This window comes from Mesorhizobium sp. M4B.F.Ca.ET.017.02.2.1, from assembly GCF_003998955.1.
Lineage (GTDB): Bacteria > Pseudomonadota > Alphaproteobacteria > Rhizobiales > Rhizobiaceae > Mesorhizobium > Mesorhizobium abyssinicae.
Window position 1 is genome coordinate 1 of record NZ_RZOF01000183.1, and the last position, 12,344, is coordinate 12,344.

General features: G+C 63.4%; 12 protein-coding genes and 1 pseudogene. 7 read left to right on the top strand and 6 right to left on the bottom strand.

Going from position 1 to position 12,344, the window contains the following annotated elements:
- Positions 1-454 (bottom strand): site-specific integrase (locus EN738_RS20685; RefSeq protein WP_189605906.1); only part of this gene is annotated, 454 nt, incomplete at its 3' end.
- Between the two features lie 10 nt (positions 455-464).
- Complete coding sequence (locus tag EN738_RS20690; protein WP_126058048.1) at positions 465-617, bottom strand: histidine kinase; 153 nt, start codon at positions 615-617, stop codon at positions 465-467.
- A 198-nt stretch (positions 618-815) separates the two neighbouring features.
- Here EN738_RS20690 and EN738_RS20695 point away from each other — a divergent pair, with 198 nt between their 5' ends.
- From EN738_RS20695 to EN738_RS20705, 3 genes are read left to right on the top strand one after another with little or no spacing between them, the layout of a single operon-like run.
- Positions 816-1,427, top strand: coding sequence for a shikimate kinase (locus EN738_RS20695; protein WP_127285325.1), 612 nt, complete (start codon positions 816-818; stop codon positions 1,425-1,427).
- Entirely contained in the window at positions 1,424-2,545 is a 1,122-nt protein-coding gene (gene aroB, locus EN738_RS20700; protein ID WP_127285326.1) for a 3-dehydroquinate synthase, read from the top strand. The genes EN738_RS20695 and aroB overlap by 4 nt, the downstream gene beginning before the upstream one ends.
- Positions 2,542-3,435, top strand: coding sequence for a transporter associated domain-containing protein (locus EN738_RS20705; RefSeq protein WP_127285327.1), 894 nt, complete (start codon positions 2,542-2,544; stop codon positions 3,433-3,435). The genes aroB and EN738_RS20705 overlap by 4 nt, the downstream gene beginning before the upstream one ends.
- A 39-nt stretch (positions 3,436-3,474) precedes the next feature.
- On the opposite strand, the gene EN738_RS20710 is transcribed toward EN738_RS20705, so the two are convergent.
- The 3 genes from EN738_RS20710 to EN738_RS20720 are packed head-to-tail and all read right to left on the bottom strand — an operon-like array spanning position 3,475 to position 8,317.
- Positions 3,475-5,025: a SpoVR family protein gene (locus tag EN738_RS20710; RefSeq protein WP_127285328.1), complete on the bottom strand. Its 1,551-nt coding sequence runs from the start codon at positions 5,023-5,025 to the stop codon at positions 3,475-3,477.
- Positions 5,026-5,036: 11 nt separating this feature from the next.
- Entirely contained in the window at positions 5,037-6,350 is a 1,314-nt protein-coding gene (locus EN738_RS20715; RefSeq protein ID WP_127285329.1) for a YeaH/YhbH family protein, read from the bottom strand.
- Between the two features lie 17 nt (positions 6,351-6,367).
- The gene (locus EN738_RS20720; protein ID WP_127285330.1) at positions 6,368-8,317 is read right to left on the bottom strand and encodes a PrkA family serine protein kinase; all 1,950 of its coding nucleotides are present in this window, start codon (positions 8,315-8,317) and stop codon (positions 6,368-6,370) included.
- Positions 8,318-8,692: 375 nt separating this feature from the next.
- Here EN738_RS20720 and EN738_RS20725 point away from each other — a divergent pair, with 375 nt between their 5' ends.
- A complete protein-coding gene (locus tag EN738_RS20725; RefSeq protein ID WP_127285331.1) occupies positions 8,693-9,505 on the top strand; it encodes an alpha/beta hydrolase in 813 nt (270 codons plus the stop codon).
- A 3-nt stretch (positions 9,506-9,508) separates the two neighbouring features.
- Here EN738_RS20725 and EN738_RS20730 read toward each other — a convergent pair whose 3' ends face one another.
- The gene (locus tag EN738_RS20730) at positions 9,509-9,811 is read right to left on the bottom strand and encodes a BolA family protein (RefSeq protein WP_127285332.1); all 303 of its coding nucleotides are present in this window, start codon (positions 9,809-9,811) and stop codon (positions 9,509-9,511) included.
- 135 nt (positions 9,812-9,946) lie between these two features.
- Between EN738_RS20730 and EN738_RS20735 the strand changes: the two genes are divergently transcribed.
- The 3 genes and pseudogenes from EN738_RS20735 to EN738_RS20745 all read left to right on the top strand — a co-directional run.
- A complete protein-coding gene (locus EN738_RS20735; protein ID WP_127285333.1) occupies positions 9,947-10,567 on the top strand; it encodes a J domain-containing protein in 621 nt (206 codons plus the stop codon).
- Positions 10,568-10,690: 123 nt separating this feature from the next.
- Positions 10,691-11,677: a cobaltochelatase subunit CobS gene (gene cobS / locus EN738_RS20740; protein ID WP_127285334.1), complete on the top strand. Its 987-nt coding sequence runs from the start codon at positions 10,691-10,693 to the stop codon at positions 11,675-11,677.
- 60 nt (positions 11,678-11,737) lie between these two features.
- Positions 11,738-12,344, top strand: a pseudogene (locus EN738_RS20745) (cobaltochelatase subunit CobT); the annotation flags it as partial.

The window sequence follows — 12,344 nt, forward strand, 5'->3', positions numbered from 1 at the left end:
GCAGGCCGGTGGCGTAGAGCCCCTCGACCAGCGCATGCAGGCGCAGCCGCGCCAGCCGATCGCCGCCGTCGGCTTCGCCCGCTTCCGTGGCGGCGCGGTCGATCAGCCGGCCGGTTTCGGCCTCGCTCATCGTCTTCGGCAGCGGCCGGCCCTTCCTCGGGCTGTCCAGCGTGCCGGTCGGGTCGTCGCCGCGCAGGCCCTCGGCGTAGAGGAACTTGAAGAACTGGCGGATCGCCGACAGTTTGCGCGCCTGCGAGGTGGCGGCGAAGCCGCGCGCGGCGATATCGTCGAGATAGGCGCGGATGTCGGCGGCCGCGGCGGCGGCAAGCCCGCCGCTGATCGCCATCGAAGCGTCTTCCAGGTCGCGGCGATAGGAGGACAGCGTGTTTTCGGCCGCGCCCCGCTCGGCGCTCATCATCTCCAGAAAGGCCTCGATGCGCGCCGCGCTGTTCATGTCCCGGGCATCAGTTCTTCTTGGGGTTCAGCTTTTCCGGCGGAATGCGCACGCTCATTTCGGCCTTTTTCGGTTCGACGAACATGGCCAGCGCGAACATCGTTCCATAGGCAATGCCGGCCAGAATCGTCAGCGTCACGACAAAGCGAAACAGTGTCGGCATCAATATGCGCCCGTCTCTTGTTCTGCATTTCCAAACCCTGTGCCCTTATGGGACGCCAATCCGTCCAATTCAAGGTAGAAGCCTGTCGTCCTGGCGCGGGTTCTGTTCGGAAAACCGTATGACACTTTTCCGGGAGCTGCGCGCCATGCTTGACGCAACCAGGCTTTTGATGTCGATAACGCCGGCAAAGGGGCCCGTATGAACGCGCTACAAGCAAATCCCCCCGCTGAAGGCCATACCGAGCTGCTCGAGCGGCTGGGCACCCGCTCCATCGTCTTCGTCGGCCTGATGGGCGCCGGAAAGACGGCGATCGGCCGAAAGGTGGCGGCGATGCTTTCGCTGCCCTTCATCGACAGCGACCAGGAGATCGAAAGCGTGTCGCGCATGACCGTGCCCGATCTGTTCGAGCGTTATGGCGAGACGGAATTCCGCGCGCTGGAGCAGCGCGTCATCCTGCGGCTCCTTGAAAACGGCCCGCAGGTGCTGTCGACCGGCGGCGGCGCCTTCATGAACGCGCAAACGCGCGAGGCGATCGCCGGCCATGGCGTGTCGGTCTGGCTGAAGGCCGAGCTCGACCTGTTGATGGAGCGCGTGTCCAAGAAGCAGAACCGGCCGTTGCTCAAAAGCCCCGATCCGCGCGCTGTGCTGGAAAGGCTGATGGGCGAGCGCTATCCGGTCTACGCCACATCGGACGTCACCGTGCCGACCCGCGACGACCGCAAGGAGGTCATCGCAGCCGAGGTCGTCGCGGCGCTCTGCGGACATTTCGGCGTCGCCATGGTCGCGGCCGGCGACGAGGCGCGGCCATGAGCGCCATCGCGCCTGTCACCGTCGAAGTCGGGCTCGGCGAGCGCGGCTACGACATATTGATCGGCCCCGGCCTGCTGTCCGGCGCCGGCCAGGAGATCTCGCGCCGCTTGCCGGGCAGGCGAGCGGCCGTCGTCACGGATGAGAACGTCGCCGCCGCGCAGCTCGGCACGCTGAAGGCCGGTCTCGAGACCAGTGGCATCCAGCCGGCCGTAATCACCTTGCCGGCGGGCGAGAAGACCAAGAGTTTTGCCCATCTCGAAGAGGTGGTCGACGGCGTGCTCGCCGCCAAGCTCGAACGCGGCGATGTCGTCATCGCGCTCGGCGGCGGCGTCATCGGCGACCTTGCCGGCTTTGCCGCCGGCATCGTGCGGCGCGGCATGAATTTCGTGCAGATCCCGACCTCGCTGCTCGCACAGGTCGATTCGTCGGTCGGCGGCAAGACCGGCATCAACAGTCCGCGCGGCAAGAATCTTGTCGGCGTCTTCCATCAGCCGAAGCTGGTGCTGGCCGACACCGGCGTGCTCGACACGTTGCCGATCCGCGAATTCCGCGCCGGCTACGCCGAGCTCGCCAAGTACGGGCTGATCGACCGCCCCGCCTTCTTCGCCTGGCTGGAGGCGAACTGGCAGGACGTGTTCGCCGGCGGTCCGGCGCGGGCTGAGGCGATCGCCGAGGCCTGCCGCGCCAAGGCCGATGTCGTCGCCCGCGACGAGTTCGAGACCGGCGACCGCGCACTGCTCAATCTCGGCCATACGTTCGGCCACGCGCTGGAAGCCGCCACGCACTATGACGGCGCCCGGCTCGTCCACGGCGAGGGGGTCGCCATCGGCATGGCGCTGGCGCATCGCTTCTCGGCGCGGCTCAACCTGGCGAGCCCGGACGATGCGGGGCGCGTCGAGGCGCATCTTCGCGCTGTCGGCTTGCCATGGCGGATGGCCGACATACCGGGCGAACTGCCCGACGCTGAGGCGCTGCTCTCGTACATCGCCCAGGACAAGAAGGTGTCCCGCGGCGCGCTGACCTTCATCCTGACGCGCGGTGTCGGCCAGGCCTTCATCGCCAGGGACGTGCCGGCGTCGGAAGTGCTTGGCTTCCTTGCGGAAAACCACCCGGGATGAACGAGCCCGGCTGGATCGTCGCGGCCATCCTTGCCGGTCTGGTACTGCTGGCGTTGCTGTTTCGTGCCCGCCTGCTCGCTGCCTTCGGCTACGAATTGCGGCCAGTCGATCCGCAAGGTTTCGCTGATGACCAATCGCGCGAGCCGGCCGACGATTTCCGCCGCGACGGCCAGGGTGCGCGCGAGGAGCGCAATCGCCTGGAGGGACTGTTCGACCTCGAGGAACTCGAAGTGTCCGACGTCATGGTCCACCGCACCAACATGCGCTCGGTCAATGCCGACAACCCGTCGGAAGCGGTGGTGCGCGAGATCCTGAACAGCCCGCATACCCGCATGCCGTTGTGGAAGGGCTCGCTCGACAACATCGTCGGCGTGCTGCACGCCAAGGACCTGCTGAGGGCGCTGAACGAGGTCGGCAACGACTTTTCCAGGATCGACGTGATGAAGATCGCGTCGAAGCCCTGGTTCGTGCCGGACACCACCACCTTGCAGGACCAGCTCAACGCCTTCCTGCGCCGCAAGGCGCATTTCGCCATCGTCGTCGACGAATATGGCGAAGTGGAAGGGCTGGTGACGCTGGAGGACATCATCGAGGAGATTGTCGGCGAGATCGCCGACGAGCACGACGTCGACATCCAGGGCGTCAAGCAGGAGGCCGACGGCTCGGTCGTGGTCGACGGCACGGTGGCGATCCGCGATCTCAACCGGGCGCTCGACTGGAACCTGCCGGACGAAGAGGCCACCACGATTGCCGGCCTCGTCATCCACGAGACCCAGTCGATCCCCGATGAAAAGCAGGCCTTCACTTTCCACGGCAAGCGCTTCGTGGTCATGAAGCGCGACAAGAACCGCATCGCCAGGCTGCGGATAAAGCCGGCGGGCGACGCTTAATCAAACACACGGGGTGAGCGACGCGGCTTGCCTCCGGCGCTACTCCACGATCTCCCTGGTCGAGCGCTCGTGCAGCGTCGCGCCTGTTTCGGCGTCGACCGCCGCAAGACTGACCTCGTAGCCCCAGAGGCTGCGGATATGGCGCAAAGTCGCGTCGCGGCTGCCTTCCTCAAGGAGGATGCCGGCCTTCACCTTGTGCTGCAGCCGCAGTTGCCTGTCGCCGCGCAGGTCGACATCGACAATCTGGATGTCGGGCCTGTTCGCCCCCACGTCGTAGCTGTGGGCCAGGGCGCTGCGTATCTTCTCATAGCCGCGCTCGTTGTGGATCGACGCGACCTCCAGATGCGGTTCGTCGGCTCGATCGGCAAGCGCGAAGAGCCGCCATTTCCGGATCAGTGTTGGGCTGAGGTACTGGCGGATGAAGGACTCGTCGCGATGGTCGGCCCATGCCTCGAGCAGCGTCTCGCGCCAGTCGCCGCGGCCCGCAATGTCGGGAAACCAGTCGCGGTCCTCCGCCGTCGGCTCGGTCGAGATGCGCCGTATGTCCTGCATCATGTCGAGACCGAGCGCGTAGGGATTTATGCCGGAAAAGCGGGGATCGTCGAAACCGGGCTGGAAGACCACATTGGAATGGTTGCGCAGGATTTCGAGCATGGCGCCCTCGCCGATCAGCCCGCGATCGAACAACAGGTTCATCAGCGTGTGGTGCACGAAAGTGGCGCAACCCTCGTTCATCACCTGGGTTTGCCGCTGCGGGTAGAAATATTGCGCGATGATGCGGACGATGCGGACGATTTCGCGCTGCCACGGTTCCAGCACAAGGCTGTTCTTCTCGAGGAAATAGAGCAGGTTCTCCTCGGGTAGATTGAGCGACTTCTTCCGTTCCGCCAGGCTCTCGTCCTTCTCGCCGGTCTTGCCGGCCTCGTGCGAGGCCGGCAGCGTGCGCCACAAATCATTGTAGGAGCGTTCCTCATATTCGAGGCGCTCGCGCAGGCCTTCGCGCTGCCGCTCCGACGACAGCTTCGGCGGCCGGCGGTAGCGGAACACGCCCTGTTCCATCAACGCATGCGCCGAATCGAGGACCGCCTCGACCGCCGCCAGCCCATGCCGCTCCTCGCAGCGGGCGATGTAGCCCTTGGCGAAGTCGAGATAGCTCAGGATGGCCCCGGCGTCGGTCCACTGCCGAAACAGGTGATTGTTCTTGAAGAAATGGTTGTGCCCAAGTGCCGCGTGCGCCGTAACCAGGGCCTGCAACGCCATGGTGTTCTCCTCCATCAGGTAGACGATGCAGGGATTGGAGTTGATGACCAGCTCATAGGCCAGGCCGCGACCGCCCTTGCGGTAGAGAAGGTCATGATGAAGGAAATGCTTGCCGAACGACCAATGGCGATACATCAGCGGCATGCCTATCGACGAATAGGCGTCGAGCATCTGCTGGGACGAGATGATCTCCATCTGAACCGGATAGATATCGAGGTGGAGTTCCTCCAGCGCGATCGCCTCGATCGCGTCATAGGCCCGCGACAGCGTCTTGAAATCCCAATCAGATCCGGAAAACAGCAAAGCTGGTTTGCTTGCCTGCCTGGCCATTTGCACCCCTCTCAAGCGCTCTTGCGGGCGGCCGGTTGCCTTGCGAAGAGCTGGCGGAAGACCGGGTAGATGTCGGCCGGCGTGGCGATGCGGGTCATCTGGAAGTTCGGCCATTTCTGCGCGACGACGCTGTAGGCGCGCCACAGCGACGTCCCGTTTTCGGTGGCTCCGAAAATATGGCTCTCGCGTTCGTCGATGATCTCGACATAGGCGAAATACTGGCAAAGACGCATGAGCGCGCCGTCGAGTAAGGCTATGCAGCGTTCCGAATCGGTGGCGAAATTGTCACCGTCCGAAGCCTGGGCGGCGTAGATGTTCCACTCGTTGGCCGGGTAGCGTTCTTCGATGACGCGGCGCATTTCGTCGAGCGCCGTGGAAACGACGGTGCCGCCGCTTTGCGTGCAATGGAAGAAGGTTTCCTCATCCACCTCCTGGGCCTCGTGGGTGTGGCGGATGAAGACCACCTCGGTGCGCTCGTAGCGCCGTTTCAAGAACAGATGCAAAAGCACGAAGAAGCGTTTGGCCAGATCCTTCTCGCGCTCACCCATCGATCCGGACACATCCATCAGGCAGAACATCACGGCACTGGCATTCGGCAGCGGCCGGGGATCGAAGCGATTGAAGCGGATGTCGATCGGATCGACATAGGCGATGCGTTTGCGGCGGCGCTCCAGCCGTTCGAACTCCTTGCGCAAATCCGCGACACGCAGACGCGTCGCTGCGCTGACCGGCTGAGAGTCCAGCGCGGCGATCTGCCCGGCGATGGCATCCACGTCCGCCTGCTTCGGCCGCCTCAACGCTATGCGGCGGCCATGACTGTTGCGCATCGTACGCGCGACGTTGATGTTGGTCGGCGAACCGGTTGTCGCGAAGCCGGCACGCTGCGACTTGAAGGCGAGGATTTCCTTGAGGTTGAGCTTGACCATGTCGGGCAGTTCGAGATCCTCGAAAAAGAGATCGAGAACCTCCTCACGCGACAGCACGAAACGGAAATCGTCTTCAGAGACCGTGTCGCCCGGAGACGACGACCCGGCGCCGCCGCCCTGGCCGGGTTTGGGGATCAGGTCTCCGGGAGAGAAACTCTTGTTGCCCGGCAGGATGTGCTGGCGCCGCCCGCTGTTCCTGGCATCGTTGAAGCTCGGCTCACCGGTGCCTTTTTCCGGCATCGGCACGGCATATTCCTTGTCCGCTTCGGCGATCCGGCCGGTGCGGATGCGGTCGCGTATACTGCGCTTCAGTTCGTCCCGCGCGCGCTTGAGGAAGCGCTGGCGGTTACCCAAGCTCTTGTCCTTGGGATTCAGGCGTCGGTCGATGAAGATCGGCATGGAACCCCCAGGCGTTCTCAACCCGCCTTGTTCACCCGCATGTACCAGTCGACGAGCCGGCGCACCTGACGCTGGGTGTAACCGCGCTCGACCATGCGCTGCACGAATTCATTGTGCCGCTTTTCGGTCACGCTGTCCTGCTTGGAGCCGAAGCTGATCACCGGCAGAAGATCCTCGACCTGGCCGAACATGCGCTTTTCGATGACCTCGCGCAGCTTTTCATAGCTTGTCCAGGACGGGTTGCGGCCGTGATTGCGCGCCCTGGCCCGCAAGGTGAACTTGACCACTTCGTTGCGGAAGTCCTTGGGATTGGCGATGCCTGCCGGTTTTTCGATCTGTGACAGTTCGTTGTCCAGCACCTCGCGGTTGAGGATCTGGCCGGTGTCGGGATCCTTGTAGTCCTGGTCCTCGATCCAGGCATCGGCATAGGCGATGTAGCGGTCGAACAGGTTCTGGCCGTATTCGCTGTAGGATTCGAGGTAGGCCTTCTGGATCTCGTGGCCGATGAATTCGGCATAGCGCGCGGCGAGTTCCGACTTGGTGAACTCCAGATAGGCTGCCTCCGTCTGCTTCGGAAACTGCTCGCGCTTGATCGCCTCTTCCAGAATGTACATCAGGTGCACGGGGTCGGCGGCCACTTCCTTAGTGTCGTAGTTGAAGGTCTGCGACAGGATCTTGAAGGCAAAACGCGTGCTGACGCCGGTCATGCCCTCGTCGACGCCGGCGGCATCGCGGTATTCCTGTACCGACTTCGCCTTCGGGTCGACCTCCTTCAGGCTCTCGCCGTCATAGGCGCGCATCTTGGTGTAGCGGGGTGAATTGTCGTGCTCGGCAAGGCGCGTCGCGACGGTGAAGCGGCTGAGGATGTCGAGAACTTCGGGGGCGCAGGGACTGGCCGCCAATTCGCTTTCGCGCAGCAGCTTCTCGTAGATCTGCCGCTCTTCGGTGACGCGCAGGCAATACGGAACCTTGACCACCAGGATGCGATCGAGGAAGGCCTCGTTGTTCTTGTTGTTCTTGAACTGCTGCCATTCCGATTCGTTGGAATGCGCCACGACGATGCCCTGGTAGGGGAAGGCGCCGAAATTCTCGGTGCCGTTGTAGCTGCCCTCCTGCGTGGCGGTCAGCAGCGGATGCAGGACCTTGATCGGCGCCTTGAACATCTCGACGAACTCGAGCAGGCCCTGTGTCGTGCGATTGAGCCCGCCGCTGTAGGAATAGGCATCCGGGTCGGATTGGCTGAAATTCTCCAGCTGGCGGATGTCGACCTTGCCGACCAGGGCCGAGACATCCTGGTTGTTCTCGTCGCCGGGCTCGGTCTTGGCGATGCAGATCTGGCGCAGCCGCGACGGCATCAGCTTGACGACGCTGAATTTGGAGATGTCTCCAGCCAGTTCGTCGAGGCGCTTGGCGGCCCATGGCGAGATCAGCCCGTTCAGGCGGCGGCGGGCTATGCCGTATTTGTCCTCAAGCAGGTCGCCCATATGGTCGGGGTTGAATAGGCCGAGCGGCGATTCGAAAACCGGGCTGATCTGGTTGCCGACCTTCAGCGTGTAGATCGGCCGCTGCTCCATGAGCTTCTTCAGCCGTTCGGCTAGTGAAGACTTGCCGCCGCCGACAGGACCGAGCAGATAAAGGATCTGCTTGCGCTCCTCGAGACCCTGCGAGGCATAGCGGAAATAGCCGGCGATACGCTCGATCGTATCCTCCATGCCATAGAAGTCGGCGAAGGATGGGTACACCTTGACGGTTCGGTTGGAGAAGATGCGGCCGAGCCGCTCGTCCTTGCTGGTGTCGATCAGATTTGGCTGACCAATCGCCGCGACCATCCTTTCGGGGGCCGTGGCGTACATCGATTTGTCTTCGCGGCAGGCAAGGAGGAATTGCTGGAGGCTGATCTCTTCCTGTGCCGCATGGGTATAGATCTCCGAGAACAGGTCGAAGACGTCGGATTGGTTCTCGCGCATGATTATGTGCCCTCGGAGCCGCTCTGGCTGCCAGTCGGCTCATCACATATTCAACTGCCGGAAAGCGTTGTTGGTTCCCTTCAATTGAAGAAGAAACGTGCAATCTGGCGTTGACCTCCGGAAGGCATCCGATGTTGCCGAAATGCCTGCCTAGAGAATAACGTGGTGATTGCCCGGCGCGCTTCAAGGGCTAACCTCGATTGGTTTTGCATTCGCATCTCGCAAGCCGGAATTCGGAGGCGTGCCGAATGCCCGGATGTCGGGTAAATGCTGTCCAGATCGGCCGCGTTCCAAGCTCAGGCCATTACCGATCGTTAACTGGACGCCTGGGGCGCGCATGTGCACTCTGCCGTCGCAAGGCGGTGGGAGATGGTGATGATCGATCGACGCAGCCTCATCATGGCATCGCTTGCCGCGCTGCTGCCAGCGCGTGCCTCCGCCGCATGGCGTCCGCGCCAGCCCAAGCCGCAAACCGTCGACTACGGGCCGGCCAGGCTCGACATCTACACGCGCGACGGCTTCAGGGACCGTCCTGTCGTGTTCTTCATCCATGGCGGTGCCTGGCGGCTCGGCAACCGCAACAATGTCAACGCCAAGCCCGGCTTCCTGCTCGACAACGGCTTCCTGTTCGTCTCGATCGATTATCGCATGCTGCCTGGCGCCGATGTCGCCACCCAGGCGGGCGACGTCGAGAAGGCCTATGCCTATGTGCGCGCCAACATCGCCCGGCATGGCGGCGACCCCGACCGCATCGCGGTGATGGGGCATTCCGCCGGCTGCCACCTTGCCGCGCTGACCGGCCTGCGCGGCGGATTGCCCGGCGTCGCCGCGCTGGTGCTCGACGACACCGAAGCCTATGACATCGAGGCACTGGCCAAGGCGCAGGGCGGCAGGCTGCGGCCGATCTACGCGCAGGCCTTCTCCGATCCGGCGCAATGGCGCGCGCTGTCGCCCGCCACCTATATCGGGAGCGGCAAGCATCCGCCTGTCTTTGTCGCCTATTCGGACGCACCGATCCGCGCGGTCGTCGCCCATGCCTTCACGGACCGGCTGCGGGCGGCCGGCACCAAGGTCGCGCTGTTCGACGGCAGCGCCTATTCGCACATGGCGATCAACCGCCGGTTCGGCGAGGAGGGCGACGCCCTCACCGGCGCGGTGATGGCCTTCCTAAAGGAGACGGTCGCCTGAGACTTACCAGCGCGTCTGTTCGCCCGGCGCCGCCGGCTCGATCGCCAGCGCATGGACGCCGGCGTTCAGCTCATCGGCCAGCAAGGCGTTGACGGCGCGGTGGCGCTCGATGCGGCTCATGCCGGCAAAGGAAGGCGAAACGATGCGGACGCGGAAATGCGTCTCGCCGCTGCCGTCAAAGGCGCCATGATGGTCGGAGCCGTGATGGTGATGGCCGGCGTGAAGGTGGCTCTCATTGATGATGACCAGCCGCTCCGGCGAGAATGCCGCCTTCAGCTTGCTTTCCATCGTCGACTGTATGGACATTGGACCTTCCCTTCACCACATGACGGCAGAGCCGCAAAATCCGCATTTTCGACCGCTTTTAAGCCGCGATTCAGCGGTTAGGGCGATCATCGCCGAAATGTCAATTCTTGTTTCGCACGTGCGAACAGCCCATAAATGGGTGAGATGAAGCCGTATCCCAAATATTTCGAAAAAATCCGCATCCGGCCGGAGAAGGATGCGGAGCTGAAGTCGCGCGCGCCGATCTGCCAGTGGGACGGCTGCAAGGAGGCCGGCACCCATCGCGCGCCGGTCGGACGGCTGAAGGAGGGCGAGTATTTCCGCTTCTGCTTCGACCATGTGCGCGAATACAACAAAGGCTTCAACTACTTCTCGGGCGTGCCGGACACCGAAATCGCCCGCTTCCAGAAGGAAGCGCTGACCGGCCACCGGCCGACATGGAAGATGGGCATCAATGGCGGTTCGACGCGTTCGGCGCCGGACTTTGCCCAGCAGCGCTCCGGCCGCGCCGGCTACTACAACCGCATGCGCGACCCTTTCAACCTGTTCAACGACCCGAAGAGCCCGCGCGAACGCAAGGCCAAGCCGCTTGAGGCCAAGGCGCTGGAAACGCTTGGTCTTGATACAAAGGCGACTGGCAAGGATATCAAGGCGCGCTATAAGGAACTGGTCAAGCGTCACCATCCGGATGCGAATGGCGGCGACAGAGGTTCGGAAGACCGGTTCCGCGATGTGCTGCAGGCCTATCGCGTGCTCAAGCAGGCGGGTTTGTGCTGAGCGACCCCACGGTTCGTGTCGCTTTCCAACTTTCATAAGGTTGGAAAAGGCTCTAAGACCGCCCCCGAACAAAATCGATTGCCGGCGAAATCAGCCATTTCGCCTGTGGAGACGTGGATAGAGATGAACAAGGTCGACCGCGACATCGCCAACCTGCCCGATACGACAGTGTCGGTGAAGGACAAATTCGGCTTCGATTCCAAGATGGTGGTGCCGGCCTATTCGGTGTCTTCCGAGCATGTGCCGGACGTCGATCCCGACTATCTGTTCGACAAGAACACGACGATGGCGATCCTCGCCGGCTTCGCCTACAATCGCCGCGTCATGGTGTCGGGCTATCACGGCACAGGCAAGTCGACCCATATCGAGCAGGTCGCCGCCCGCCTCAACTGGCCCTGCGTGCGCGTCAACCTCGACAGCCATGTCAGCCGTATCGACCTGGTCGGCAAGGACGCCATCGTGGTCAAGGACGGGCTGCAGGTCACCGAATTCCGCGACGGCATCCTGCCCTGGGCCTACCAGCACAATGTCGCGCTGTGCTTCGACGAGTATGACGCCGGCCGCCCGGACGTGATGTTCGTCATCCAGCGCGTGCTGGAATCCTCGGGCCGCCTGACGCTGCTCGACCAGAGCCGTGTCATTCGCCCGCACCCGGCGTTCCGGCTGTTCTCGACCGCCAACACGGTCGGCCTTGGCGACACCACCGGCCTCTATCACGGCACCCAGCAGATCAACCAGGCGCAGATGGACCGCTGGTCGATCGTCACCACGCTGAACTATCTGCCGCACGATAACGAGGTGAACATCGTTCTGGCCAAGGCCAAGCACTACCGCGACAGCAAAGGCAAGGACATCGTCAACAAGATGGTGCGGGTCGCCGACATGACGCGCTCGGCCTTCATCAATGGCGACCTGTCGACGGTGATGAGCCCGCGCACGGTGATCACCTGGGCCGAGAACGCCGAAATCTTCGGCGACATCGGCATGGCGTTCCGGCTGACCTTCCTCAACAAGTGCGACGAGCTGGAGCGTTCGGTGGTCGCCGAATTCTACCAGCGCGCCTTCGGCGAAGATTTGCCCGAATCCGCCGCCAACGTGGTGCTGGGGTAAGAGCATGGTTCCGGAAGGTCGTATGACTTTTCGGCCGACACCATGCTCCAGGGATGATTGATGGCGGGTCCGGGCGACAATACGCGCAACAAGCCGAAGAACGGGTCTGAAGCCGATAGCTTCAAGCGCTCGGTGACCGTCTGCATGCGCGCCATTGCCGGCGACAAGGACCTCGAGGTCGGTTTCGCCAAGGACCGGCCGGCGCTCGCCGGCAGCCGCGCCCGGCTGCCCGAACTGCCGAAGAAGGCCTCGAGGGCCGATATCGCCATCACCCGCGGGCTCGGCGATTCCATGGCGCTGAAGCGCGCCTGCCACGATCAGCGCATCCACAACAAGCTGGCGCCGGAAGGCAAGCTGGCGCGCTCGATCTACGACGCGGTCGAGCAGGCCCGTGTCGAGGCGATTGGCAGCCGCGCCATGCAGGGCGTCGCCGACAATATCGGCTCGATGCTGGAGGACAAATACGCCAAGGCGAACCTCGTCGACGTCAAGGACAAGGCCGATGCGCCGCTCGAGGAGGCCGTGGCGCTGATGGTGCGCGAGAAGCTCACCGGCCGCGCCGTGCCCAGGAGCGGCGAGCGCCTGGTCGATCTGTGGCGCCCCTGGGTCGAGGAGAAGGCCAGCGCCGATCTCGACGGCCTGTCGGCCAAGCTCGACGACCAGCAGG